The organism is Pseudomonas sp. KB_12, assembly GCF_052114545.1.
GTDB lineage: Bacteria > Pseudomonadota > Gammaproteobacteria > Pseudomonadales > Pseudomonadaceae > Aquipseudomonas > Aquipseudomonas brassicacearum.
The window spans coordinates 102,853-128,121 of record NZ_JBFREY010000015.1 but is presented as its reverse complement, the minus strand read 5'-3'; the positions used below and the strand labels follow the sequence as shown (position 1 = coordinate 128,121).

Sequence of the window (25,269 nt, the reverse complement as noted above, 5' to 3'; positions counted from 1 at the left end):
CAAGCTCGCTCCCACATTGGCTTTGTGTCGAATCGCCATACCGAATTCAACACCGCCCCCCTGTGGGAGCGAGCTTGCTCCGGGCGGCGATCCGACGATGGCGCCAGCCCATCCACCCCGAAAACCCGATAGAACTTCTCCCCCCGCCCTCGCCTCTACCTGACAAGCCCATCGCTCCGGTGACTGCATGGATCTTGTCATTGCCCGCCCCGAAGGCTTGTACTGTCCGCCCGGGGATTTCTACATCGACCCGTGGCGTGCAGTGGAACGTTCGGTCATCACCCACGCCCACGGCGACCATGCCCGCAGCGGCAACCAACACTACCTGGCAGCGGCACCCGGTGAAGGCATTCTGCGTTCACGCCTGGGCCAGGACATCAACCTGCAAACCCTGCCCTATGGCGAACGCCTGTCGCATCATGGCGTGACCTTGAGCTTTCACCCCGCCGGCCATGTGCTGGGCTCGGCCCAGGTGCGGCTGGAATATCAAGGCGAGGTCTGGGTGGCGTCGGGGGATTACAAAGTCGAGCCTGACGGCACCTGCACCCCGTTCGAGCCGGTGAAATGCCATACCTTCATCACTGAATCGACCTTCGGCCTACCGATCTACCGCTGGCAACCCCAGGCGCAGATCTTTGAAGAGATCAACCAGTGGTGGCGCGGGAACATCGCCGCCGGCCGAGCCAGCGTGTTGTTCTGCTATTCCTTCGGCAAGGCCCAGCGGATTCTCCACGGCATCGATGAAAGCCTCGGCCCGATCCTGGCCCATGGCGCGGTGGAGCCACTGAACCGGGTCTACCGCGAGGCCGGCGTTCACCTGCCGCCGACAATTTATGCCAGCGACATCGACAAGCATGACCCGATCATGGGCCAGGCGCTGGTCATCGCCCCGCCCTCTGCCGGGGGCAGCAGCTGGATGCGCCGCTTTGGCGACTACAGCGACGCCTTCGCCAGCGGCTGGATGCGCCTGCGCGGTACGCGGCGGCGCCGCGGCGTGGACCGGGGTTTTGTGCTGTCCGACCACGCCGACTGGCCTGGCCTGCTCTGGGCCATCGAACAGACCGGCGCCGAACGGGTGATGGTCACGCACGGTTCGGTAAGCGTGCTGGTGCGCCATCTCTGCGAGCAAGGCCTCGACGCCCAGGGGTTCAGCACCGAATACGGCGATGACGAAGAAGACCTCGCCACGGCCACCGACAGCGGTGTGGAGGCGTCATGAAAGCCTTCGCCGAGCTGTACGCCGAACTGGACGCCACCACCTCCAGCAATGCCAAGCTTGCCGCCATGCAAGCCTATTTCACCAAGGCTGCGCCTCAAGACGCGGCGTGGGCCGTGTATTTCCTGTCCGGCGGGCGTCCACGGCAACTGGTGCCGGTAAAAATCCTGCGGGAGTTGGCCGTGCAGGTGTCCGGGCTGTCCGCGTGGCTGTTCGAAGAGAGCTACCAGGCCGTGGGGGATTTGGCCGAAACCATCTCGTTGGTGTTGCCGGAATCGCCCCACCGTTCCGACGAGGGCCTGGCGTCGTGGATCGAGGAAAAACTGCTGCCATTGCGTGGCGAGTCGCCCGAGGTACTGGCGCTGCGCTTGCCCACGTTGTGGGCACAATTGGACCGGCCGAGCCTGATGCTGTGCATCAAGCTCATCACCGGCAGCTTTCGCGTCGGCGTGTCCAAATTGCTGGTCACCCGGGCCCTGGCCGGCATGGCCAACCTGGACAGCAAGCGGGTGGCCCAGCGTCTGGTGGGCTACACCGACCTGTCCCATCGTCCCACGGCCGCCAGTTACCTCAAGCTGATCGCGGCCGAATCCGACGATGAACATGCCCAGCGCGGCGGCCAGCCTTATCCGTTTTTCCTGGCCCACGCCTTGTCTGCCCCGGTGGAGCAACTCGACACCCTGCTGGGGCCGGCCAGCGACTGGCAGGTGGAATGGAAATGGGACGGCATCCGCTCCCAAGTGATCAAGCGCGACGGCCATTTATGGATCTGGTCCCGAGGCGAAGAACTGGTGACCGAGCGCTTCCCCGAACTGCACGCCCTGGCGCAGGCACTGCCCGACGGTACCGTGATCGATGGCGAAATCGTGGTGTGGAAAACCGCCCGGCCGGTGACCGAGGACGCCTTCGACCCGGAGGCGCCGCTGCAACCGGCGGTGCAACCCTTCGCCCTGTTGCAGCAGCGCATCGGTCGCAAGACCCTGGGCAAGAAAATCCTCGACGATGCGCCGGTGGTGGTGATGGCCTACGACCTGCTGGAATGGCAGGGCGAGGACTGGCGCAGCCGTCCCCAGGCCGAGCGCCGCGAACGGCTGGAGGCACTGATCGCCCATGTTCACAGTCCGGTGTTGTTGCCATCGCCGACGGTCACCGGCCAGGACTGGTTCGACCTCGCCCGGCAACGCGAAACCTCTCGCCACCTCGGTGTTGAAGGCATGATGCTCAAGGCCCGCAACGCGCTGTACGGAGTTGGTCGCACCAAGGACATGGGCGTGTGGTGGAAATGGAAGATCGACCCCTTCAGCGTCGACGCGGTGCTGATCTATGCCCAGCGCGGCCATGGTCGGCGCGCCAGCCTGTACAGCGACTACACCTTCGCCGTATGGGACAACCCGCCGGACAGTCGCGAGCGCACACTGGTGCCATTTGCCAAGGCTTATTCAGGGCTGACCGATGCAGAAATGCGCCAGGTCGACAACATCGTGCGCAAGACCACCGTGGAGAAGTTCGGCCCGGTGAGCAGCGTCACGCCCACCCTGGTGTTCGAACTGGGTTTCGAAGGCATCGCCCTGTCCAATCGCCACAAGAGTGGGATCGCGGTGCGCTTTCCACGGATGTTGCGCTGGCGCCAGGACAAGCACGTCGACGAGGCCGACACACTGGCGACGCTGCAAGACCTGCTGAAATAGCAGGCACTCCCTTTGTGGCGAGGGAGCTTGCTCCCGCTGGGGCGCGAAGCGGCCCCCTGGTTCTGTCTGACACACCGCGAGGGGAGGCTGCGCCTCCAGCGGGAGCAAGCTCCCTCGCCACAAAGACCAAACCCAACACAACGCACGCTCCATCCCGGTGCGCTTTTTGATGTACGCTCGTCCTCGCGCACCAACGCGTTCCGTCTCCCGCCGCCAGTGCTTTTAAAACACTTGTTCGGCACTCTGGTTCGGAAATTGCTACCTTTATGCCGTCATACCGTTCTCGCCTTCACCGGTAACAATACTTACGCGCCACAAGCGCTCATATTGGTTTTAGGGATTGAATAATGAAAAAAGCACTGCTGACCCTTTCTGCACTGGCGTTGTGCATGGCTGCTGGCGTCGCCACGGCCAAGGAATACAAGGAACTGCGTTTTGGTGTCGACCCTTCCTACGCCCCATTTGAGTCCAAAGCCGCCGACGGCAGCCTGGTCGGTTTCGACATCGACCTGGGCAACGCGATCTGCGCAGAGCTGAAGGTCAAATGCAAATGGGTCGAAAGCGATTTCGACGGCATGATCCCGGGCCTCAAGGCCAATAAATTCGACGGCGTGATCTCCTCCATGACCGTTACCCCGGCTCGTGAAAAAGCCATCGACTTCTCCAGCGAGCTGTTCTCCGGCCCAACGGCCTATGTCTTCAAGAAAGGCTCGGGCCTGAGCGAAGACGTTGCCTCGCTCAAAGGCAAGACCGTCGGCTACGAGCAAGGCACCATCCAGGAAGCCTACGCCAAGGCCGTGCTGGACAAGGCCGGTGTGAAGACCCAGGCCTACCAGAACCAGGACCAGGTTTATTCCGACCTGACCTCCGGCCGCCTCGATGCGGCGATCCAGGACATGCTCCAGGCTGAGCTGGGCTTCCTGAAGTCGCCAAAAGGCGAAGGCTATGAAATCAGCAAGCCAGTGGACAGCGAACTGCTGCCAGCCAAGACCGCCATCGGTATCAAGAAAGGTAACAGTGAGCTGAAGGCGCTTTTGGATAAAGGTATCAAAGCGTTACACGACGACGGCAAGTACGCCGAGATCCAGAAAAAACACTTTGGCGATCTGAATCTGTACAGCGGCAAATAATGCGCGGCGCCCATCCGGTCTCGGATGGGCGCTTTTCTCCTGCCAAAGGCTTTCTTCCATGTTCGAACAACTCCTACAAAATCTGGGGCTCTCCGCCTTCAGCCTGCAGGGCTTTGGCCCGCTGCTGATGCAAGGCACCTGGATGACCATCAAGCTGTCGGCCCTGTCCTTGCTGTTGAGCGTCTTGCTCGGCCTGCTGGGCGCCAGCGCCAAGCTTTCCAGCGTCAAACTGCTGCGAATCCCTGCCCAGCTCTACACCACGCTGATCCGCGGCGTGCCGGACCTGGTGCTGATGCTGCTGATCTTCTACAGCCTGCAAACCTGGCTGACCTCGCTTACCGACTTCATGGAATGGGAATACATCGAGATCGACCCATTCGGCGCCGGGGTGATCACCCTGGGCTTCATCTATGGCGCGTACTTCACCGAAACCTTTCGCGGCGCGATCCTCGCGGTCCCCCGAGGCCAGGTCGAAGCCGCCACCGCGTATGGCCTCAAGCGTGGCCAGCGCTTTCGCGTCGTGGTGTTCCCACAAATGATGCGCTTTGCCCTGCCGGGTATCGGCAACAACTGGATGGTGATACTCAAGGCCACCGCGCTGGTATCGATCATCGGCCTGGCCGACCTGGTCAAGGCGGCCCAGGATGCGGGCAAGAGCACCTACCAGCTGTTTTACTTCCTGGTACTGGCGGCACTGATCTATCTGCTGATCACCAGCGCGTCCAACGTCATCCTGCGCTGGCTTGAACGCCGCTACGCCGCCGGAGCCCGGGAGGCGGTGCGATGATCGAACTTCTGCAAGAATACTGGCGGCCATTCCTTTACAGCGATGGCGTCAACGTCACGGGCCTGGCCATGACCCTGTGGCTGCTCAGCGCCTCGCTGCTGATCGGTTTCCTGGTGTCGATCCCGCTGTCCATCGCCCGGGTTTCACCCAAGTTCTACGTCCGCTGGCCGGTGCAGTTCTACACCTACCTGTTCCGTGGCACACCGCTCTATATCCAACTGCTGATCTGCTACACCGGCATCTACAGCATCGCGGCGGTGCGCGCCCAGCCCCTGCTCGACAGTTTCTTTCGCGACGCAATGAACTGCACGATCCTGGCCTTCGCCTTGAACACCTGCGCCTACACCACGGAAATTTTCGCCGGGGCGATTCGCAGCATGAACCATGGCGAAGTCGAGGCGGCCAAGGCCTACGGCCTGACCGGTTGGAGGCTGTACACCTACGTGATCATGCCGTCGGCGCTGCGCCGCTCGCTGCCGTATTACAGCAACGAAGTCATCCTGATGCTGCACTCGACGACCGTGGCGTTCACCGCTACCGTTCCAGACGTGCTGAAAGTGGCCCGGGACGCCAACTCGGCGACGTTCCTGACGTTCCAGTCGTTCGGGATCGCCGCGTTGATCTACCTGACCGTCACCTTTGCACTGGTGGGCCTCTTCCGCCTCGCCGAACGCCGCTGGCTGGCCTTTCTCGGGCCGACCCACTAGGGCTTTTGTTCCAGGACACACACGCACATGCGCCACCAGATCCATGACCTGCTGGCCCCAGTACCGGGGACCGCACGCAAGATCCACAGCTTCCACTTCGGCCCGGAAAAAGCCGTCGGCAAAATCTATATCCAGTCGTCCCTGCACGCCGATGAACTGCCGGGCATGCTGGTCGCCTGGCACCTCAAGCAGCGCCTGGCCGAACTCGAAGCGTCGGGCCACCTGCGGCACGAGATCGTGCTGGTGCCCGTCGCCAACCCCATCGGCCTCGAACAAGTGCTGATGGACGTGCCCCTGGGCCGCTACGAAACCGAGAGCGGGCAGAACTTCAACCGCCGCTTCGTCGACCTGAGCGAAGAGATCGGCAACGAAATCCAGGACCTGCTCACCGACGATCCGCAGCACAACCTGATGCTGATCCGCACCAGCCTGCGCGACGCCCTCGCCCGGCAGACCCCAGGCACGCAACTGCAATCCCTGCGCCTGGCCCTGCAACGGCTGGCCTGCGACGCCGACATGGTGCTGGACCTGCATTGCGACTTCGAAGCCGTGGCCCACCTCTACACCACGCCCGAAGCCTGGCCACAGGTCGAACCACTGGCCCGCTACATCGGTGCCGAAGCCTGCCTGCTGGCGACCGATTCGGGCGGCCAGTCGTTCGACGAATGCTTCACCCTGCTCTGGTGGCAACTCAAGGAACGCTTCGGCGAACGCTTCGAGATTCCCCTGGGCAGTTTTTCGGTCACCGTGGAGTTGCGTGGCCAGGGTGACGTCAACCACGGGCTGGCGAGCCTGGACTGCCAGGCCTTGATCGAATACCTGATCCGTTTCGGGGCCATCGACGGCGAACCGATGCCCATGCCCGAGTTGCCCTACCCGGCCACGCCACTGGCCGCTGTCGAGCCGGTGGCGACGCCCGTGGGTGGGTTGCTGGTCTACAGCGCCCTGCCCGGCGAATACCTGGAGGCGGGGCAGTTGATCGCGGAAGTCATCGACCCGGTCAACGACACCGTCACCCCCGTTCATTGCCGTAACGCCGGGCTGCTGTACGCCCGTTCGCTGCGCCGCATGGCCACGGCCGGCATGGTGATCGCCCATGTCGCCGGCACCGAAGCCTATCGCAGCGGCTACCTACTTTCGCCTTGAGGATGCATGCTCCATGTACAAACTGACCATCGAAGGCCTGCATAAAAGCTATGGCGAACATGAAGTGCTCAAGGGCGTTTCGCTCAAGGCCAAGACCGGCGACGTCATCAGCCTCATTGGCGCCAGCGGCTCAGGCAAAAGTACCTTTTTGCGCTGCATCAATTTCCTGGAACAACCCAACGACGGCGCCATGAGCCTGGACGGCCAGCCGATCCAGATGATCAAGGACCGCCACGGCATGCACGTGGCCGACGCCGACGAACTGCAACGCATCCGCACGCGCTTGGCCATGGTGTTCCAGCACTTCAACCTGTGGAGCCACATGACCGTACTGGAAAACATCACCATGGCACCGCGCCGGGTGCTGGGGGTCAGCAAGCAGGAAGCCGACGACCGCGCCCGTCGTTATCTCGACAAGGTCGGCCTGCCGGCACGGGTCGCCGAGCAATACCCGGCGTTCCTCTCCGGCGGCCAGCAACAGCGCGTGGCCATTGCCCGCGCCCTGGCGATGGAGCCGGAGGTGATGCTGTTCGACGAACCCACCTCGGCCCTGGACCCGGAGCTGGTGGGTGAAGTGCTGAAGGTGATCCAGGGCCTGGCTGAGGAAGGCCGGACCATGATCATGGTGACCCACGAAATGAGTTTCGCCCGCAAAGTCTCGAACCAGGTGCTGTTCCTGCACCAGGGCCTGGTGGAAGAAGAAGGCGCGCCGGAAGACGTGCTGGGCAATCCCACCAGTGAACGGCTCAAGCAGTTTCTCAGTGGCAACCTGAAATAAATTTCGGACTCCCCTGAAAAGGAGGCGCCAGGCGCCAATGCCTGTCAGTTAGGAGCAAACGGCATAAATCCTGGGGGAGCAAAGCTTGCTCGCGATAGCGGCAGAGTCGCCAATATCTTAGTCGGCTGGCTTACCGTAATCGCGAGCAAGCTTTGCTCCCACAGGTTTGCTGCTTAACTGACTGGCATTCGGCGCCAGGCGCTGCTTTTGTGGCGAGGGAGCTTGCTCCCGCTGGAGGCGCAGCCTCCCCTTGCAGCGTGTCATCCAGATCCAGGGGGCCATGATTCATCAGGCAACAGGCGCAGGAGGCGGCTCGTCCGGCAGGGTAGGTTCGCCGGGCTCGGTAGGTTGTTCGTTGGGGGTATCGGGATCAGGCTGGCCAGGGATGCCGCCCGCCGCTTCGACAGGATGGGCCAGCAATGACCAGGCCATGACGCCGATCTGATTGGGCTCAAGCCTTGCCAGTTCGGCACTGATTCGCGGATCGATCTTCATAGAGCAGCTCCTGAGCGAAGGCCCGCTGCGCTGACGCACAAAAACGGGCAGTACACGCAATAGAGTGTCTGCCCGCCCAGGAATTCCAACAGCTCGTCAGATTCAGGTACGCGGCAGCGTCACGCCGCGCTGGCCCTGGTACTTGCCGCCACGATCCTTGTAGGAAACCTCACATTCTTCATCGGATTCCAGGAACAGCATCTGCGCCACACCCTCGTTGGCGTAGATTTTCGCCGGCAGGGTCGTGGTGTTGGAGAATTCCAGGGTCACGTGGCCTTCCCACTCGGGTTCCAGCGGCGTGACGTTGACGATGATGCCGCAACGGGCGTAGGTGCTCTTGCCCAGGCAGATGGTCAGTACGTTGCGCGGAATGCGGAAGTACTCGACGGTACGGGCCAGGGCGAAGGAGTTCGGCGGGATGATGCACACGTCGCTCTTGACGTCGACGAAGCTCTTCTCGTCGAAATTCTTCGGGTCGACGGTGGCCGAATTGATATTGGTGAACACCTTGAATTCGTCGGCGCAGCGCACGTCGTAGCCGTAGCTGGAGACACCGAAGGAGATCAGCCGGTCGGCGCCTTCGCCACGCATCTGGCGTTCGACGAAGGGCTCGATCATGCCGTGCTCTTGCGCCATGCGGCGAATCCACTTGTCCGATTTGATGCTCATGGCGGTTTCCTGAAATAGCGAGGTGGAAAAAATACGTCCGGCATCTTACCGGGGCGCGGGGCAGGGTTCAAAGCACGGCGCGTAAATCTCGCCGATCCGCCTTGATTTCCGGGTCCTGCCGGCCATCGCCCGCGCCGTCAGTCACCAAATAAGAGAAACCTTCGCAAAGACCATTGGCACATTCTGGAAAAAGGGTTAAGGTGGCGCCACTGTGTTGCTTGTGTCACTGAGAATCTCTACACGATATGTTGAATTTCGATCCAACCATCTACAAGAATTTTTCCTGCTCTTTGCACTCAGTCTCGGCCAGGGTTCTTCCTGAGTCGCAGTTATCTTTGTTCAAGGAGTTACACCATGTCTAATCGCCAAACCGGTACCGTTAAGTGGTTCAACGATGAAAAAGGCTTCGGCTTCATCACCCCACAATCCGGTGACGACCTGTTCGTTCACTTCAAAGCTATCCAATCCGACGGCTTCAAAAGCCTGAAAGAAGGCCAACAGGTTTCTTTCATCGCTACCCGCGGTCAGAAAGGCATGCAAGCTGAAGAAGTTCAAGTTATCTAACTTGTCCTTGCTTTAGTAAAAGGCCCCGCCCTCAAAAGCGGGGCTTTTTTGTGCCTGTCTGTTTTTGCCGGCGCACAAAAAAACTGTGGGAGCGAGCTTGCTCGCGATAGCGGTGGACCAGCAACATCAACGCTGACTGATAGACCGCTATCGCGAGCAAGCTCGCTCCCACAGGATTTGTTAATCGCCTGGGATTACCAGGTCACGCCAAATCCAGCCGTGTAGCGCGTCTTGCTCAAGTCGCTGTCCTCGGTGCCTTCAATGACATCCTTCTCAGCCTTGAGGTTGAGCGACGCCCAATCGGTAACCTTGTAGCGTAACCCCACTTCAGCGTCGTAGGCGTAATCCGCCACGTCGGACAGTGGCTTGCCCACTTCACCATTGGTGAAGAACTCGACGCGCTTGCCAATCAGGTAGCGGTTGTAGTCCCACTTCATGGCGACGGAATAGAAGTTGTCCTTGCCGCCGTCGCGGTATTCATAGTCGGTGCGGTTCAACAGCGACCCCAGCGAGAACGCGCCCAGTTCGTCATCCCAGAACTGATAGCCCGGACCGGTACCCACCACGCGCTGGCGCGCCAGGTCTTCGACTTTGTCGCGCTTGTAGTTCAGGCGACCTTGCCAGAACCACTTGTCGGTGATGAACCGGTCGAGGGAATACTCCAGGCGCCAGTTATCGGCGGAAACCACATCGTCCTGGAATTCACGGTTGTATTCGCCTTCGGCGGTGTGCCGCCATCTGCCGTGGCGCGCCGAAGTCTTGAAGTCGATGTCGTAATCGTCGGTATCGTTTTCCGCACGCTGGTAATCCAGCGCGGCATCGATATTGCCCTTCCACACCAGGTCCTCGACCACCGGCTTGGGCTTGAGGATCTGCTGGATACTGGCCAGATCGACAGTCTTGGGCGCATCACCGTTGGCCAAGGTGACCTTGCCATCCTCGGCCGCATGCAGCGCCTTGGCTTTCTCGCCGGTATAAGCATCCTGCTTGACCAAAAGTTGCTGATCACTCTCCAGCGTCTTGACCTGTTTCCAGTCGACGGGAATCGCCCCGGCGTAATCGGTCTGGATCAGCAACTTGCCGCCATCAAAAACGGTAATCTTGCCGCTGAGTTTGTCCCCATTCTTCAACCAGACGGTGTCGGCAAGCAAGGGCATGGAGGCACTGGCAACAGCCAGGCAAAGCAGGGTTCTAGACAACATAAGCGATAAAGGGCTCAAGTTTGCGGTGAAAAGGCGGCATTATCCCCCAGGATGACACCTCAGCAAGGACTGACCCGCGTAAGGGTGATGAGTTCATTTCTCAATCAGCGCTGTAGGAATTAATCTACAGACGGACGTCCCCATTTCAGGAACCCTTTACGTGACCGATACCCCAGCGGGCACCGAGAACGCCGCCCAAATCCGCCGCACCACCCTTTACCTGACCCTGGCACAGGTGCCAGCGGGCAAGGTGGTCACCTATGGCCAACTGGCTGAAATGGCCGGCCTGGGCCGCGCGGCGCGCTGGGTCGGGCGGACCCTCAGCCAATTGCCGAACGACACGAAGCTGCCCTGGCATCGGGTATTGGGTGCCGGCGGTCGGATCAGCCTGCCGGCGGGCAGCGCTTCAGGGGATGAACAGCGCGCACGCCTGCGCATGGAAGGGATCAGTGTCCTGAACAATCGTGTTGATATTCAGCGCCATGGCTGGCGCCCGGTAGAGCACAGCGGTTAGAGTGCGCGCTTTGTTTTCGCAATTTTTGAGGCAGACTCCAGCCCATGCCCCGTAAAACCTGGCGCGCCGCCCTCGCCGCCTATGCCAGTCCCTCGACGCTCGTGCTGTTGCTGCTTGGCTTCGCCGCCGGCTTGCCGTACATGCTGGTGTTCTCTACGCTTTCGGTCTGGTTGCGCGAAGCCGGTGTGGCCCGCGAGACCATTGGCTACGCGAGCCTGATCGGCCTGGCATACGCCTTTAAATGGGTCTGGTCGCCGCTGCTCGACCAATGGCGCCTGCCGCTGCTGGGTAAACTCGGGCGTCGGCGTTCATGGCTGGTGCTCTCTCAGGGCCTGGTAATCCTCGGGCTGATCGGCATGGGTTTCTGCGACCCACAGAAACACCTGTCATGGTTGATCGCCATCGCCGTCATCGTGGCCTTCGCCTCTGCGACGCAGGACATCGCCGTCGACGCCTATCGCCTGGAGATCGCCGACGACACCCGCCAGGCCGCCCTCGCCGCCAGCTACATGTCCGGCTACCGCGTCGCGGCACTGCTGGCCACCGCCGGCGCCCTGTTTTTCGCCGAAGGGTTTGGCTCCACCGGCTTCAACTACAAACACTCGGCCTGGACCGGCACTTACCTGCTGTTCGGCGTATTAATGGTCCCGGCGTTGCTTACCTCGCTGTTCATGCGCGAACCGCCGGTGCCGCTGCGCACCCAACTGCAGGCCGGACGCTACTCGTTCGCCCATCAACTGGCATCGGTGTTCGTGCTGATCGTGCTGCTGGTGTCTGTCCCGGCGATGTTCACCCAGCTCTACAACACCGACTTCGCCAGCGTGCTGTTCGAGGGCGTCAGCCTGCTTGACCTGCTGCTCGAAGACCGCGCGTTCCTGCGGGCCATCCTCTATATCATCCTGACCGCCCTGTGCCTGTCGGCCGTGGGCCGCCGCGGATTGGCGCCGGTGCTGACGCCGGTCAACGATTTCATCCTGCGTTACCGCTGGCAGGCCCTGCTGTTGCTCGGGCTGATCGCGACCTATCGCATGTCTGACACCGTCATGGGCGTCATGGCCAACGTGTTCTACATCGACCAGGGGTTCACCAAGGACCAGATCGCCAGCGTCAGCAAGATTTTCGGGTTGATCATGACCCTCGTCGGTGCCGGCATGGGCGGCCTGCTGATCGTACGTTTCGGCATCCTGCCCATCCTGTTCATCGGTGGCGTCGCCTCGGCCAGCACCAACATCCTCTTCCTGATGCTCACCGACATGGGCGCCGACCTGAAGATGTTGATTGTCACCATATCCCTGGATAACTTCAGCTCCGGCCTGGCCACTTCGGCGTTCGTCGCCTACCTGTCGAGCCTGACCAACCTGAAATTCTCCGCCACTCAATACGCCCTGCTCAGCTCGATCATGCTGTTGCTGCCGCGCCTGATCGGTGGTTATTCAGGGGTGATGGTGGAGAAGTTCGGCTATCACAACTTCTTCCTGATCACCGCGTTGCTGGGCGTTCCGACCCTGCTGCTGATCGCCTTGCACTGGTTCCAGGAGAACCGTCGCCAGGGCTCGACGCCCACCGCGGAACCGACGCCCACCCGGCCTGCGGAAGAGTCGTAGGAAACTTCAGAAAACGCCGGGGAAACCGGCGTTCGCATCGGGCGACCGGCCACGCGCCTGTACGCCAGGGCATCTCGCCCGTACAATGCTCCGTCACTTCTCGTCATCAGCAACCGACAACGGCCAACCATGCGCACCAGTCAATATTTGCTCGCCACACAGAAAGAAACGCCTTCCGACGCCGTCGTGATCAGCCATCAGTTGATGCTGCGTGCCGGCATGATCCGCAAACTCGCCTCGGGCCTGTACACCTGGCTGCCGATGGGCCTGCGGGTCATGCGCAAGGTGGAAGCCATCGTTCGCGAAGAGATGGACGCTGCCGGTTGCCTGGAAGTGTTGATGCCGGGCACCCAACCGGCCGAGCTGTGGCAGGAATCGGGGCGCTGGGAAGAATACGGCCCTGAGCTGCTGCGCATCAAAGACCGTCACGGTCGCGACTTCTGTGCAGGCCCGACTCACGAAGAAGTGATCACCGACCTGATGCGCAACGAGTTGAGCAGCTACAAGCAGCTGCCGATCAACCTGTACCAGATCCAGACCAAATTCCGTGATGAAATCCGGCCACGCTTCGGCCTGATGCGCGGTCGCGAATTCATCATGAAGGACGCCTACTCGTTCCACACCGACCTGGCCTCGCTGCAAGTCACCTACGACCGCATGCACCAGGCATATTGCAACGTGTTCACCCGCCTGGGCCTGAAATTCCGTCCGGTTGAAGCCGACAACGGCTCCATCGGCGGTGCCGGCTCCCACGAGTTCCACGTACTGGCCGAGTCCGGCGAAGACGACATCGTCTTCAGCAATGGCTCCGACTACGCCGCCAACATCGAGAAAGCCGAAGCCGTGCCACGGGAAACCTCCCGCGCCGCGCCGACCGAAGAGTTGCGCCTGGTAGACACGCCGAACGCCAAGACCATTGCCCAGTTGGTGGAAGGCTACGACCTGCCGATCGAGCGCACCATCAAGACCCTGATCGTGCGGGCCGAAGAGGAAGGCAAGCTGATTGCCCTGATCGTCCGTGGTGACCACGAGCTCAATGAAATCAAGGCCGCCAACCAGCCTGGCGTCGCCAGCCCGCTGGTCATGGCCACCGAAGCCGACCTGCGCGACGCCATTGGCGCCGGTGCCGGCTCCCTCGGCCCATTGAACCTGCCACTGCCGATCATCATTGATCGCTCGGTGGAGTTGATGAGCGATTTCGCCATCGGCGCCAACGTCGACGACAAGCATTACTTTGGCGTGAACTGGGAACGCGACCTGCCGGTTCCAACCGTCGCGGACCTGCGCAACGTCGTGGCCGGCGACCCGAGCCCGGACGGCAAGGGCACCCTGGAAATCAAGCGAGGCATCGAAGTCGGGCACATCTTCCAGCTGGGCAACAAGTACAGCAAGGCGATGAAGTGCGAAGTGCTGGGCGAAAACGGCAAGCCGGTCACCCTGGAAATGGGTTGCTATGGCATCGGCGTTTCCCGCGTGGTGGCTGCCGCCATCGAGCAGAACAACGACGAGAAAGGCATCATCTGGAGCGACACGCTGGCGCCTTTCCAGATTGCCCTGGTGCCGCTGCGCTATGAAACCGACCTGGTGCGTGAAGCCACCGACAAGCTCTACGCCGAACTGACGGCCGCCGGCTTTGAAGTGCTGCTGGACGACCGCGACAAGAAAACCAGCCCCGGCATCAAGTTCGCGGACATGGAACTGATCGGCATCCCGCATCGGATCGTCGTCAGTGACCGTGGCCTGGCCGAAGGCAACCTGGAATACAAGAGCCGCACCGAGGCCGAGCCGCAAGCGCTGCCGGTCGCCGACGTGCTGTCGTTCCTCCAGGCCCGTATCCGCCGCTGACACCAGATAGAGACGTCATGTTCAAGCGAAACACCTTAGGCCTCGGTGGCGCCGCCCTGTGCGGCGCCCTGCTGGTCAGCGGCTGTGCCAACCAAATGTCACAACGCAGCGAGCACGAAGAGCGGGTCGAGCGCAAATTGCTCGACCACAGCCTGCAGATCGACGTGGGCGAACCCAAGGTGCTCGACCTGCCGCAGCGTCGGGTGCGAATCAATGAGCAGAAGACCTTCGAAGTCACTGAGTTCGAGGTCACTCGCCATTACGACCGCTACACGCCGTACCAACCCTGGCGGGAGATTTACGAGATCCCCCTGGGCGCAGTGGCCGTGGTGGCCGGTGTCGGCGCGAACGTGGTCAATGTGTTCGCCCTCGGAAACCTGCCGGACACCGTGACCCGTGACTGGATCAGCTACGGTTTCGCCGGGCTCAACCCGTTCATGAACGTCCCCTCCCATGGTCGTGCCCAGCAGAACCTGGCGGGCATCGACGAAGTCCAGCGCGACAAGCGTACGGAACACTCGAGCCTGCCTTGGAGCGAACGCCCGGTGGAGGTCAAGGCCGCCCGGCAGACCTTCGAGTTGAGCACCGACCGTAGCGGCGTGCTGCGCCTGAACCTGCTGGAAAGCCCGTTCGCCGAGCAGGACTTGAGCCAATTCGGCAAATTGCAGATCAGCGTGACCGATGCCCAGGACGAAGTGCACACCGACTCATCCCTGAGCATCAGCAGCAGCCTGCGCAGCAAGCTGGTGGAAGCACACGCGCTGATCTACGACGACCTGGAAGACGACGAGGTGAGCCAGTGGGTGCATCGAGTCAAGCGCCTGTCGGAGCTTGGACTTGAGGAAGAGGCCAGCGAACTGGAGCAGAGCCTGATCGAACTGACGCGTAATGATCCGGAGTTGCAGGCCGAATTCATGAAGGCCCTGACCAAGGATGGCGGGCGGTTGGTGGCGGATCCGGGCGTTAACTGAGTCCAGCTTGGATTGGTCAACCTCTCTTGTGGCGAGGGAGGTTGCTCCCGCTGGGCTGTAGGAGCTGCCGAAGGCTGCGATCTTTTGATCTTTCGCTTGAGATGCAAGCGTTAGGGGAGAGATCGCAGCCTCGCTTCGCTCGACAGCTCCTACAGGCCCAGCGGGAGCAAGCTCCCTCGCCACAAGAGCAAGGCAAGGCATTCAGCCCACCGACAGCCTCACCGCTCAAACAACTCCAACTGCTCAAACCCAACGCGCAAATCCTCCAGCCTCACTCCTATCCCCAATAACCGCACCGGCTTGCCGCCCCGGTTGAACGCCTGGGTCAGCAGCAACTGGTAGCTGCCCAGGTCCCGCCCTGCCCCGGCCTGTTCCAGTGTGGTTTGGGTGAAGTCGTGGAATTTCACTTTGACGAACGGCTTGCCCGGTCGATAACTGCTGTCGATCCGCGCCATGCGTCCGTTGAGGGTTTCCATCAGTTCCGGCAGTTTGGCGAGGCAGCTCACCAAGTCGGGCAGGTCGGCATCGTAGGTATTTTCCACACTGATGGACTGCCGTCGGCTGTCGTTGTGCACCAGCCGCTCATCGATCCCACGAGCCAGGCTCCAGAGCCGCTCACCGAAACTGCCAAATTCGCGCACCAGCGCCAACTTGTCCCATTGGCGCAACTGCAGGCAATCGACGATGCCGAGCCGGTTCAGCTTATCGGCGGTGACCTTTCCAACACCGTGGAGCTTGCTGACCGGCAGGGCCGAAACAAAGTCATCGACCTGGTCGGGGGTAATGACGAACAACCCGTTGGGCTTTTTCCAGTCACTGGCGATCTTGGCCAGGAACTTGTTCGGCGCGACGCCTGCGGACACAGTGATGTGCAGTTGGTTGGAAACCCGTCGGCGAATGTCCTGGGCGATGCGCGTGGCGCTGCCACCGAAATGGGCGCTGGCGGAAACGTCCAGGTAGGCCTCGTCCAGCGACAGCGGCTCGATCAGGTCAGTGTAATCGCTGAAAATCGTATGAATTTCCTTCGACGCTTCCCGATAGGCATCCATTCGTGGCTTGACGATGGTGAGGTCCGGGCAAAGCTTCAAGGCGTGGCCGGAGGACATGGCCGAGCGCACCCCATAGGCCCGCGCTTCGTAGTTACAGGTGGCAATCACGCCCCGCCGATCCGCCGAGCCTCCCACCGCCAAGGGCTTGCCGGCCAGCCGCGGGTCATCGCGCATCTCGATGGCGGCATAGAAACAGTCACAGTCGACATGGATGATCTTACGTTGCGTCATAGTAAAGAAGCAGAGTGTGCGACGAATCGGGCCACCAGTATCGCACCCGCACCTGTATATAGCACCAGTAGTTTGAAAGATCCTTCGTTGCGAGTCGAAAGTGCCTACACAAATTTACTTCTTCAATCGCAACGAAGTCTCCAATAGAGCTAAGCCCTTGCCAGGCCTGCGTCACAGCGCTGTCACAATGCTTTTCTCCAGGGCTAACCACTTGAAGCGGAACAGGTTTTTTTGAAGCCAGGGTTGACAGCAGCGCGATCCTCTGTAGAATGCCGCCACACAGACGCGGGATGGAGCAGTCTGGTAGCTCGTCGGGCTCATAACCCGAAGGTCGTCGGTTCAAATCCGGCTCCCGCAACCAAACATCAAAAAAGGCTACTCGAAAGAGTGGCCTTTTTTGTGCCTGTCCATTTTTGACTGCCTGATCAGAGAGTCGCCGCCTGCGACTCCCTACACGCAACCAGTTGTAGGACAATTTCCTTTAAATTCCGAGTATTTAGGAAGACAAGGGGCGGATCGAGCGTTTATTTGAGCCCATTACCTTTTAACGGTTGACACCCGGGCGTTCGCCTGTAGAATGCCGCCACACAGACGCGGGATGGAGCAGTCTGGTAGCTCGTCGGGCTCATAACCCGAAGGTCGTCGGTTCAAATCCGGCTCCCGCAACCAAATATCAAGAAAGGCTGCTCGAAAGAGTGGCCTTTTTTGTGTCTGGCGAAAAAAGCTCTACATTACAAAGATTTTGTAATTATTTTCCTTCGCGGGGATTGGTAACTTGGCTGGATACCCCCATCCTGTCGCGCATAGCTCAAGAGGTGATTGATGCGCGCCCACTCGTCTGACCCGCAAGACCCTGTTACTGCGACACAACCGATCAAAGCCGAACGATTGCGCTGGCTGGATCGGATCAGTCAATACCGCCAGCCCATTGGTCTCGCGGTCACGTTGCTGCTGTTTGCGATTGCCTTGATTGCCTGTCGCCACTTGCTGAGCGAGCTCGATCTTTACGCCCTGCACGATTCAATTCTGGAAGTGCCACGACCGGCCCTGCTGGGCGCGATCGCCGCCACGGTAGCCGGCTTCATCATTCTTTTGGGCTACGAATGGTCCGCCAGCCGTTATGCCGGGGTGACACTGCCGCCACAAACCATGGTCCTGGGTGGGTTCACCGCGTTCGCCATCGGCAATGCCATTGGCCTGTCACTGTTGTCGGGCGGCTCGGTTCGCTACCGTCTGTATGCGCGTCATGGCCTGGGGGCCTCGGATGTCGCCCACATGACGCTGTTCGCCAGCCTGTCCCTGGGCTGCGCGTTGCCGCCGCTGGCGGCCCTGGCGACGCTCAGCAACCTGCCCGCCGCGTCCGCCGCGCTGCACCTGCCTGCGATTTTGCTGGGGGCCATTTCCGTGGCGGTGCTGCTGCTCACCAGCGTGTTGGCCATCGGCATTTACCGCCGACGCCTGCCGGAACAGCCTCATCGCGACAGCCTGCTGGTAAAAGCCGGGCGCCGCACGCTGCGCCTGCCGGGCCGACGCCTGACCTTCCTGCAACTGGTAATCACCGCGCTGGATGTCGCCGCCGCCGCCACCGTGTTGTATCTGTTGCTGCCCGAAGCGCCGCCGTTCGGTGCCTTCCTGCTGGTGTACCTGCTGGCGCTGGCTGCCGGGGTGCTCAGCCATGTACCGGGCGGTGTCGGCGTGTTCGAAGCGATCCTGCTGGCCGCGTTCGCCGACAAACTCGGGGCCGCGCCACTGGCCGCCGCGCTGTTGCTGTATCGCTTGATCTACGTGCTGCTGCCAATGCTGGTAGCCTGCGTACTCCTGCTGATCAATGAGGCGCAACGGCTGTTCCAGACGCGCCAGACCCTGCGGGCGGCATCGGGTTTCGCGGCGCCGATCCTGGCGGTGCTGGTGTTCCTCTCAGGTGTCGTGCTGTTGTTTTCCGGGGTAACGCCGGAAATCGATACCCGCCTGGAGCACATCGGCTTCCTGATCCCTCATCGGCTGGTCGACGCTTCGCACTTCGGCGCCAGCCTGGTGGGCGTGTTGTGCCTGTTGCTCGCCCAAGGCTTGCGCCGTCGCCTGTCGGCCGCCTGGATGCTGACCACGGTCTTGCTTCTGGTTGGCGCCCTGCTCTCGCTGCTCAAGGGTTTTGACTGGGAAGAAGCCACGCTGCTGACGCTGACGGCCACCCTGCTGGCGATATTCCGACGCTCCTTCTATCGTCCGAGTCGCCTGACTGAACTGCCCTTTTCCCCGCTGTTCCTGATCGCCAGTATCTGCGTGCTGGGCGCGTCGATCTGGCTGCTGCTGTTTGCTTACCAGGATGTGCCCTACAGCCATCAACTCTGGTGGCAGTTCACCCTCGATGCCGACGCCCCTCGCGGCCTGCGCTCCCTGCTGGGGGCGGCGGTGCTGCTGGTGGTGGTGTCCCTGACCTGGTTGCTGCGCACCGCGCGGCCGGTGATCCATTTGCCGACGGCAGAAGAACTGGAGCGGGCCAAGACGATTCTCATGACGTCTTCGCAACCCGACGGCGGCCTGGCCCTGACCGGCGACAAGGCATTGCTGTTTCACCCCAACGACGAAGCGTTCCTGATGTACGCCCGCCGTGGTCGCAGCCTGGTAGCGCTGTACGACCCGATCGGCCCTACCCAGCAACGGGCTGAAATGATCTGGCAGTTCCGCGACCTGTGTGACATCCACCATGCCCGCCCGGTGTTCTACCAGGTGCGCGCCGAGAACCTGCCCTACTACATGGACATCGGCCTGACAGCCATCAAGCTGGGCGAGGAAGCACGGGTCGACCTCAAGCGTTTCGATCTCGAAGCCAAGGGCAAGGAGATGAAAGACCTGCGCTACACCTGGAACCGCGGCACCCGTGACGGCCTGTCGCTGGAGATCCACGAACCGGGCCAGGCGCCGATGGAAGAGCTCAAGGTCATTTCCGATGCCTGGCTGACCGGCAAGAACGTGCGTGAGAAAGGCTTCTCCCTGGGCCGTTTCAGCGATGACTACCTCAAGCATTTCCGCATCGCAGTGATTCGTTTCGAGGGCCGGCCAGTGGCGTTCGCCAACCTGCTGGAAACCCACAGCCACGAACTGGCCAGCCTCGATCTGATGCGCGCCCACCCCGAGGCCCCGAAACTGACCATGGAATTCATGATGGTCGGCCTCATCCAGCATTACAAAAACCATGACTTCGCCCGCTTCAGCCTTGGCATGGTCCCGCTGTCGGGCCTGCAACCGCGTCGCGGCGCACCGTTGACCCAACGCCTGGGTTCGATGGTGTTCCGCCGTGGCGAGCAGCTCTATAACTTCCAGGGGCTGCGCCGCTTCAAAGACAAATTCCAGCCTGACTGGGAACCTCGCTACATGGCCGTGCCCGCCGGACTCGATCCGCTGGTGGCGCTGGCTGATACCGCCGCCCTGATTGCAGGCGGCCTGACTGGATTGGTGAAACGCTGATGATGCAACGCTCCTGGCGATACGTAGTGGCCGCCCTGCTGGTGCTGGCGGTAATTCTCGGTGGCGGTTACTGGTACTTGAAACGCCCGGCCCCGCAACCGACCCTGGAACAGCTGGCGCCCACCGATGGCGTAGCGATGACTCGGGTCATCCCCGGCACCAAGCCGCGCGCCCAGGTGCTGGTGGCGGTCAATGAGGACCAGAAACTCAGCGACACGCAGTTGACGACCCTCAGCCGCAGCGGCTCGGCGCAGATCGTCCAAGTGATCCTGCCCAAGGACTGCATGTTGCAAGGTCGCGCCCTGCAGACGGGTCTGCGGCAGCTCCAAGGGCCTGCCACGCTGGTCAGCGGCATCGGCCCAGGCGCCGTGCTGGCCTGGCGCTGGCTGGCCGAGCAGAAGGATGACAAGGCCAAGGCCGTTTCGGTGGACCTGGCCCTGGAAAAACCCGGCTGCACACACTTGCTGCCCAAAAGCGCAGCCCACGGCCACTGGCTGGTGGCCTGGAACGATAACCCCGACGACACCAGCGCCGGCTTCGTACGCGATCAGTCGAATGCCGAGACCAGCATCAGCGACTACGACATCAACCTGCCACAAGTACTGAACAACGAGCTGCGCAAGATCCTGGTCGGCACTGACAAGGCCAAGGGCGGCCTGAGCATCCCGGTGGTGGAAGTCCCAGCCAGCCAGACACGGGATACCGTGACCCTGTTTCTCTCCGGAGACGGCGGCTGGCGTGACCTGGACCGCGACGTGGCCGATGAAATGGCCAAGATTGGCTACCCTGTGGTCGGCATCGACACCCTGCGCTACTACTGGCAGCACAAGAGCCCGGAGCAAAGCGCGGCGGATCTGACCGAACTGATGCAGCACTACCGTCAGGTCTGGGGCACCAAGCGCTTCGTCCTGACCGGCTACTCCTTCGGCGCCGACGTGTTGCCGGCCATCTACAATCGCCTGCCAGCCACCGAACAACAGCGGGTCGATGCGATCATCCTGCTGGCTTTCGCCCGCACCGGCAGCTTCGAGATCGAAGTCGAAGGCTGGCTCGGCAACGCCGGCACCGAAGCCGCCACCGGCCCGGAAATGGCCAAGCTGCCAGCCGAAAAAGTGGTGTGCATCTACGGCGGTGAAGAAGCCGACGAAAGCGGCTGCACCGACAAGACTGCCGTGGGCGAGGCCATCAAGCTGCCTGGCGGTCACCACTTCGACGAAAACTACCCGGCCCTGGCCAAGCGCTTGATCGATGAGATCAACAAGCGGCAGAGCAAGACGGCCGAACAGTAAGTCGATACACGCCTGACAAAAGCCCCGGCAGCCTTAGGGTTGCCGGGGCTTTTTTGTGCCCGCTCAACTGCACAAGCCCCCCTGTGGGAGCGAGCTTGCTCGCGATGACGGCGGCATATCCAACATCTTTGCAACCTGACACTCCGCTATCGCGAGTAAGCTCGCTCCCACAAGATTCGCCTGACATCGACATTGTGTGGCCCATAAAAAAGCCCCCGCCGCCGCAAGGCAACGAGGGCTTTTTGTTTTCTGGTTGCTATATCTCCACCTGCGTCCCCAGCTCAATCACCCGGTTCAACGGCAGATTGAAGAAGCGCAGGTTGCCGTTGGCGTTCTTCAACATGAAGGCGAACAACGCCTCGCGCCAACGGGCCATGCCTTCGAGTTTCGATGCGATGACCGTTTCGCGGCTGAGGAAGTAGGTGGTACGCATCGGACTGAAGTCCAGGTCATCCAGATGACAGAGCTTGAGCGCCTGCGGGACGTCCGGCTCGTCAGTGAAACCGAAGTGCAGGATCACCCGGAAGAACCCTTCGCCATAGGCATCGACCTCGAAGCGCCGCTGCGGCGGTACCCGGGGAATGTCCTCGTACACCACCGTCAGCAGCACCACTTGCTCATGCAGCACCTGGTTATGCAACAGGTTGTGCAACAGCGCATGGGGCACGGCGTCCGAGCGTGCGGTCAGGAACACGGCGGTGCCCTGTACGCGATGAGGCGGTTGCACGCGAATACTGCTGATGAAGATCGGCAGCGGCAACGCACCTTCGTCCAGGCGCTCCACCAGCAATTGCTTGCCGCGCTTCCAGGTGGTCATCAGCACAAACAAGGCGATACCGGCGATGACCGGGAAAGCACCGCCCTGAACGATTTTCGGCACGTTGGCGGCAAAGTACAGGCCATCGACCAGCAGGAAACCGAACAACAACGGTACCGCCAACAGTGGCGGCCATTTCCACAACAGCAATATAACGGCGGACACCAGGATCGTGGTCATCAGCATGGTTCCGGTCACTGCCACGCCGTAGGCCGAAGCCAGCGCACCGGAAGACTCGAAACCCAGCACCAGCAGCACCACGCCGACCATCAGCGACCAGTTCACCGCACCGATGTAGATCTGGCCCTGCTCGGCGCTGGAGGTGTGCTGGATATACATGCGCGGGATGTAACCGAGCTGGATCGCCTGGCGCGTCAGGGAGAACGCCCCGGAAATCACTGCTTGCGAAGCGATCACCGTGGCCAGGGTCGACAGGCCCACCAGAGGCAGCAACGCCCAGCTCGGCGCCAGCAGATAGAACGGGTTGCGCGCCGCTTCCGGGTCACCCAGCAACAATGCACCCTGGCCGAAATAGTTGAGCATCAGGCCTGGCAACACCAGGATGAACCAGGCGCGGGCAATTGGTTTACGACCGAAATGGCCCATGTCGGCGTACAGCGCTTCGGCACCGGTCAACGCCAGTACCACGGCGCCGAGGATCGCCACGCCCATGCCCGGGTGGACGACAAAGAAACGCACGGCCCAGGCCGGGTTCACCGCTTGCAACACTTCCGGGTGCTGCAGGATGCCGTACACACCCAGGGCGCCAAGCACCAGGAACCAGGTCACCATGATCGGGCCGAACAGGATGCCAATGCGCGCAGTGCCGTGGCGCTGGATCAGGAACAGCCCCACCAGCACCACCAGCGACAAGGGCACCACCCAGTGGTCGATGCCTTCGAACGCCAGGCCAAGGCCTTCAATTGCCGAGAGTACGGAAATGGCCGGCGTGATCATGCTGTCGCCGTAGAACAGCGCCGCGCCGATCAAGCCGCAGACCACCAGGAACGTCCGCAGCCGCGCCCGTCCCGCCGCTGCTCGCCGCGCCAGGGCGGTGAGCGCCATGATCCCGCCCTCGCCCTGGTTGTCGGCGCGCAGGACGAACATCATGTACTTGATCGACACGACCCAGATCAGCGACCAGAAAATCAGCGAGAGAATCCCCAGCACACCATCGTGATTGACAGGTACGCCGTAGGCACCGGAAAACACTTCCTTGAGGGTGTACAACGGGCTCGTGCCGATGTCGCCATAAACCACTCCGACCGCCGCGACCAGCATGCTCAGCGGTTTCGCTGCCGAATGCTCGGCACCCACCGCCTGACTACTTGCATGACCCATCCAACACTCCTGATTCCAGTCCTGGCTTCTTGAACGAAGCACTATGCTTTGTTGAGGCAGCATGCGCTGTTTTACGCATTGTTACAGACGTTTTGTTGACTGTAGCAATCGTCAGAACGCAAAGGCGCGAAGCATAGCGCAGCACTCGTCGCATTTCCCGGTATAAAGCTGGTCAAGCAGCCCAGCCACAGATAGAATTGCGCACTTTTTGATCAGAGGCGCGCCAGGCGCCCTGTCTCGGCAAGAGACGATCCCCCCTACACCGAGGTTAGACATGTCCACCACTACCGCGCCAGCCAATCCGAAGGTTGGCTTCGTATCCCTGGGTTGCCCGAAGGCTCTGGTCGACTCCGAGCGCATCCTGACCCAGTTGCGCATGGAAGGCTATGACGTTGTGTCCACCTATCAGGACGCCGACGTGGTCGTGGTCAACACCTGCGGCTTCATCGACTCGGCCAAGGCCGAGTCCCTGGAAGTGATCGGCGAAGCCATCAAGGAAAACGGCAAGGTTATCGTCACCGGCTGCATGGGCGTGGAAGAAGGCAACATCCGCAACGTGCACCCGAGCGTGTTGTCCGTGACCGGTCCGCAGCAGTACGAGCAGGTGGTCAACGCCGTGCACGACGTGGTGCCGCCACGCAAGGACCATAACCCGCTGATCGACCTGGTACCGCCGCAAGGCATCAAGCTGACCCCGCGCCACTACGCCTACCTGAAGATTTCCGAAGGCTGCAACCACAGCTGCAGCTTCTGCATCATCCCGTCGATGCGCGGCAAGCTGGTGAGCCGCCCGGTGGGCGATGTGCTCGACGAGGCCCAGCGCCTGGTCAAGGCCGGCGTCAAGGAACTGCTGGTGATCTCCCAGGACACCAGCGCCTACGGCGTCGACGTGAAATACCGCACCGGCTTCTGGAACGGCGCGCCGGTGAAAACCCGCATGACCGAACTGTGCGAAGCCCTCAGCACCCTCGGCGTCTGGGTTCGCCTGCATTACGTCTACCCATACCCGCACGTCGACGAACTGATCCCGCTGATGGCCGCCGGCAAGATCCTGCCGTACCTGGACATCCCGTTCCAGCACGCCAGCCCGAAAGTCCTCAAGGCCATGAAGCGCCCGGCGTTCGAAGACAAGACCCTGGCCCGCATCAAGAACTGGCGTGAAATCTGCCCGGACCTGATCATCCGCTCGACCTTCATCGTCGGCTTCCCCGGTGAAACCGAAGAAGACTTCCAGTACCTGCTGGATTGGCTGACCGAAGCCCAGCTCGACCGCGTCGGCTGCTTCCAGTATTCCCCTGTCGAAGGCGCACCGGCCAACGACCTGGACCTGGACGTGGTGCCGGACGACGTCAAGCAGGACCGTTGGGACCGCTTCATGGCGCACCAGCAGGCCATCAGCTCGGCGCGCCTGCAAATGCGCATCGGCCGTGAAATCGAAGTGCTGGTGGATGAAGTGGACGAACAAGGCGCCGTGGGCCGCTGCTTCTTCGACGCCCCGGAAATCGACGGCAACGTCTTCATCGACAATGGCAGCAACCTCAAGCCGGGCGACAAAGTCTGGTGCAAGGTGACCGACGCCGATGAGTACGATTTGTGGGCTGAGCAGATCGGTTGATTTGTGAGCTGAACAGATCGGTTGGCCTGTGGGAGCACAGCTTGCTCGCGATAGCGCAGTGTCAGCCACTGCAAGTGTTGACTGATGTTCTGCCATCGCGAGCAAGCTGTGCTCCCACAGGCTCTTGCGAAACTCGGTAAAAAATT

General features: G+C 61.4%; 20 protein-coding genes and 2 tRNA genes. 17 read left to right on the top strand and 5 right to left on the bottom strand.

Annotated elements, in window-relative coordinates; translation table 11 throughout:
• Positions 1-187 precede the first annotated feature (187 nt).
• The 7 genes from AB4Z20_RS14510 to AB4Z20_RS14480 all read left to right on the top strand — a co-directional run bounded on the left by AB4Z20_RS14510 (position 188) and on the right by AB4Z20_RS14480 (position 7,452).
• The gene (locus tag AB4Z20_RS14510) at positions 188-1,219 is read left to right on the top strand and encodes a ligase-associated DNA damage response exonuclease (protein ID WP_442090141.1); all 1,032 of its coding nucleotides are present in this window, start codon (positions 188-190) and stop codon (positions 1,217-1,219) included.
• Positions 1,216-2,904, top strand: a complete 1,689-nt coding sequence (locus tag AB4Z20_RS14505) for an ATP-dependent DNA ligase (protein WP_442090140.1) — start codon at positions 1,216-1,218, stop codon at positions 2,902-2,904. The genes AB4Z20_RS14510 and AB4Z20_RS14505 overlap by 4 nt, the downstream gene beginning before the upstream one ends.
• Before the next feature lie 347 nt (positions 2,905-3,251).
• A complete protein-coding gene (locus AB4Z20_RS14500) occupies positions 3,252-4,034 on the top strand; it encodes a transporter substrate-binding domain-containing protein (RefSeq protein WP_003198409.1) in 783 nt (260 codons plus the stop codon).
• Between the two features lie 58 nt (positions 4,035-4,092).
• Positions 4,093-4,821, top strand: a complete 729-nt coding sequence (locus AB4Z20_RS14495; protein ID WP_253471968.1) for an ABC transporter permease — start codon at positions 4,093-4,095, stop codon at positions 4,819-4,821.
• The gene (locus tag AB4Z20_RS14490) at positions 4,818-5,528 is read left to right on the top strand and encodes an ABC transporter permease (RefSeq protein WP_063322691.1); all 711 of its coding nucleotides are present in this window, start codon (positions 4,818-4,820) and stop codon (positions 5,526-5,528) included. Before AB4Z20_RS14495 ends, AB4Z20_RS14490 begins: the two co-directional genes overlap by 4 nt.
• Before the next feature lie 27 nt (positions 5,529-5,555).
• The gene (locus tag AB4Z20_RS14485; RefSeq protein ID WP_003198402.1) at positions 5,556-6,674 is read left to right on the top strand and encodes a succinylglutamate desuccinylase/aspartoacylase family protein; all 1,119 of its coding nucleotides are present in this window, start codon (positions 5,556-5,558) and stop codon (positions 6,672-6,674) included.
• Between the two features lie 13 nt (positions 6,675-6,687).
• Positions 6,688-7,452 carry an ABC transporter ATP-binding protein gene (locus tag AB4Z20_RS14480; protein WP_053118987.1) on the top strand — a complete coding sequence of 255 codons (765 nt, stop codon included), beginning with the start codon at positions 6,688-6,690 and terminating at the stop codon, positions 7,450-7,452.
• Positions 7,453-7,740: 288 nt separating this feature from the next.
• On the opposite strand, the gene AB4Z20_RS14475 is transcribed toward AB4Z20_RS14480, so the two are convergent.
• A complete protein-coding gene (locus tag AB4Z20_RS14475) occupies positions 7,741-7,947 on the bottom strand; it encodes a hypothetical protein (RefSeq protein WP_003184748.1) in 207 nt (68 codons plus the stop codon).
• Between the two features lie 102 nt (positions 7,948-8,049).
• The gene (dcd, locus tag AB4Z20_RS14470) at positions 8,050-8,616 is read right to left on the bottom strand and encodes a dCTP deaminase (protein ID WP_003184751.1); all 567 of its coding nucleotides are present in this window, start codon (positions 8,614-8,616) and stop codon (positions 8,050-8,052) included.
• 354 nt (positions 8,617-8,970) lie between these two features.
• Here dcd and AB4Z20_RS14465 point away from each other — a divergent pair, with 354 nt between their 5' ends.
• Positions 8,971-9,180 carry a cold-shock protein gene (locus AB4Z20_RS14465; protein WP_002554837.1) on the top strand — a complete coding sequence of 70 codons (210 nt, stop codon included), beginning with the start codon at positions 8,971-8,973 and terminating at the stop codon, positions 9,178-9,180.
• A 194-nt stretch (positions 9,181-9,374) separates the two neighbouring features.
• Here the strand turns inward: AB4Z20_RS14465 and AB4Z20_RS14460 are convergent, their stop codons facing one another.
• A complete protein-coding gene (locus AB4Z20_RS14460) occupies positions 9,375-10,382 on the bottom strand; it encodes a DUF481 domain-containing protein (protein ID WP_253471966.1) in 1,008 nt (335 codons plus the stop codon).
• 142 nt (positions 10,383-10,524) lie between these two features.
• On the opposite strand from AB4Z20_RS14460, the gene AB4Z20_RS14455 reads away from it, so the two are divergent.
• The 4 genes from AB4Z20_RS14455 (at position 10,525) to AB4Z20_RS14440 (ending at position 15,316) form a co-directional block, all read left to right on the top strand.
• Entirely contained in the window at positions 10,525-10,896 is a 372-nt protein-coding gene (locus tag AB4Z20_RS14455; RefSeq protein ID WP_442090161.1) for an MGMT family protein, read from the top strand.
• 44 nt (positions 10,897-10,940) lie between these two features.
• Complete coding sequence (locus AB4Z20_RS14450) at positions 10,941-12,500, top strand: AmpG family muropeptide MFS transporter (protein ID WP_214511592.1); 1,560 nt, start codon at positions 10,941-10,943, stop codon at positions 12,498-12,500.
• A 129-nt stretch (positions 12,501-12,629) separates the two neighbouring features.
• On the top strand, positions 12,630-14,345 hold the full coding sequence (locus AB4Z20_RS14445) for a proline--tRNA ligase (protein ID WP_214511591.1): 1,716 nt from the start codon (positions 12,630-12,632) through the stop codon (positions 14,343-14,345).
• 17 nt (positions 14,346-14,362) lie between these two features.
• Complete coding sequence (locus AB4Z20_RS14440) at positions 14,363-15,316, top strand: hypothetical protein (protein ID WP_253471964.1); 954 nt, start codon at positions 14,363-14,365, stop codon at positions 15,314-15,316.
• Positions 15,317-15,534: 218 nt separating this feature from the next.
• On the opposite strand, the gene dinB is transcribed toward AB4Z20_RS14440, so the two are convergent.
• Positions 15,535-16,596, bottom strand: coding sequence for a DNA polymerase IV (dinB, locus tag AB4Z20_RS14435; RefSeq protein ID WP_442090139.1), 1,062 nt, complete (start codon positions 16,594-16,596; stop codon positions 15,535-15,537).
• 284 nt (positions 16,597-16,880) lie between these two features.
• Here dinB and AB4Z20_RS14430 point away from each other — a divergent pair.
• The 4 genes from AB4Z20_RS14430 to AB4Z20_RS14415 all read left to right on the top strand — a co-directional run bounded on the left by AB4Z20_RS14430 (position 16,881) and on the right by AB4Z20_RS14415 (position 21,350).
• Positions 16,881-16,957: transfer RNA gene (locus tag AB4Z20_RS14430), tRNA-Met, on the top strand.
• A 231-nt stretch (positions 16,958-17,188) separates the two neighbouring features.
• Positions 17,189-17,265 (top strand) — tRNA-Met (locus tag AB4Z20_RS14425).
• Positions 17,266-17,418: 153 nt separating this feature from the next.
• Positions 17,419-20,061, top strand: a complete 2,643-nt coding sequence (mprF, locus tag AB4Z20_RS14420) for a bifunctional lysylphosphatidylglycerol flippase/synthetase MprF (protein WP_253471960.1) — start codon at positions 17,419-17,421, stop codon at positions 20,059-20,061.
• Entirely contained in the window at positions 20,061-21,350 is a 1,290-nt protein-coding gene (locus tag AB4Z20_RS14415; protein ID WP_253471958.1) for a virulence factor family protein, read from the top strand. The genes mprF and AB4Z20_RS14415 overlap by 1 nt, the downstream gene beginning before the upstream one ends.
• Positions 21,351-21,606: 256 nt before the next feature.
• Here the strand turns inward: AB4Z20_RS14415 and AB4Z20_RS14410 are convergent, their stop codons facing one another.
• A complete protein-coding gene (locus AB4Z20_RS14410; protein ID WP_408980857.1) occupies positions 21,607-23,448 on the bottom strand; it encodes a potassium transporter Kup in 1,842 nt (613 codons plus the stop codon).
• Between the two features lie 334 nt (positions 23,449-23,782).
• On the opposite strand from AB4Z20_RS14410, the gene rimO reads away from it, so the two are divergent.
• A complete protein-coding gene (rimO, locus tag AB4Z20_RS14405) occupies positions 23,783-25,123 on the top strand; it encodes a 30S ribosomal protein S12 methylthiotransferase RimO (protein WP_442090138.1) in 1,341 nt (446 codons plus the stop codon).
• Positions 25,124-25,269: the final 146 nt, after the last annotated feature.

Coding starts and splice junctions, on each gene's coding strand:
- AB4Z20_RS14510 (WP_442090141.1), top strand. CDS start 188: ATGGATCTTGTCATTGCCCGCCCCGAAGGCTTGTACTGTCCGCCCGGG.
- AB4Z20_RS14505 (WP_442090140.1), top strand. CDS start 1,216: ATGAAAGCCTTCGCCGAGCTGTACGCCGAACTGGACGCCACCACCTCC.
- AB4Z20_RS14500 (WP_003198409.1), top strand. CDS start 3,252: ATGAAAAAAGCACTGCTGACCCTTTCTGCACTGGCGTTGTGCATGGCT.
- AB4Z20_RS14495 (WP_253471968.1), top strand. CDS start 4,093: ATGTTCGAACAACTCCTACAAAATCTGGGGCTCTCCGCCTTCAGCCTG.
- AB4Z20_RS14490 (WP_063322691.1), top strand. CDS start 4,818: ATGATCGAACTTCTGCAAGAATACTGGCGGCCATTCCTTTACAGCGAT.
- AB4Z20_RS14485 (WP_003198402.1), top strand. CDS start 5,556: ATGCGCCACCAGATCCATGACCTGCTGGCCCCAGTACCGGGGACCGCA.
- AB4Z20_RS14480 (WP_053118987.1), top strand. CDS start 6,688: ATGTACAAACTGACCATCGAAGGCCTGCATAAAAGCTATGGCGAACAT.
- AB4Z20_RS14475 (WP_003184748.1), bottom strand. CDS start 7,947: ATGAAGATCGATCCGCGAATCAGTGCCGAACTGGCAAGGCTTGAGCCC.
- dcd (WP_003184751.1), bottom strand. CDS start 8,616: ATGAGCATCAAATCGGACAAGTGGATTCGCCGCATGGCGCAAGAGCAC.
- AB4Z20_RS14465 (WP_002554837.1), top strand. CDS start 8,971: ATGTCTAATCGCCAAACCGGTACCGTTAAGTGGTTCAACGATGAAAAA.
- AB4Z20_RS14460 (WP_253471966.1), bottom strand. CDS start 10,382: ATGTTGTCTAGAACCCTGCTTTGCCTGGCTGTTGCCAGTGCCTCCATG.
- AB4Z20_RS14450 (WP_214511592.1), top strand. CDS start 10,941: ATGCCCCGTAAAACCTGGCGCGCCGCCCTCGCCGCCTATGCCAGTCCC.
- AB4Z20_RS14445 (WP_214511591.1), top strand. CDS start 12,630: ATGCGCACCAGTCAATATTTGCTCGCCACACAGAAAGAAACGCCTTCC.
- AB4Z20_RS14440 (WP_253471964.1), top strand. CDS start 14,363: ATGTTCAAGCGAAACACCTTAGGCCTCGGTGGCGCCGCCCTGTGCGGC.
- dinB (WP_442090139.1), bottom strand. CDS start 16,596: ATGACGCAACGTAAGATCATCCATGTCGACTGTGACTGTTTCTATGCC.
- mprF (WP_253471960.1), top strand. CDS start 17,419: ATGCGCGCCCACTCGTCTGACCCGCAAGACCCTGTTACTGCGACACAA.
- AB4Z20_RS14415 (WP_253471958.1), top strand. CDS start 20,061: ATGATGCAACGCTCCTGGCGATACGTAGTGGCCGCCCTGCTGGTGCTG.
- AB4Z20_RS14410 (WP_408980857.1), bottom strand. CDS start 23,448: ATGCTGGTCGCGGCGGTCGGAGTGGTTTATGGCGACATCGGCACGAGC.
- rimO (WP_442090138.1), top strand. CDS start 23,783: ATGTCCACCACTACCGCGCCAGCCAATCCGAAGGTTGGCTTCGTATCC.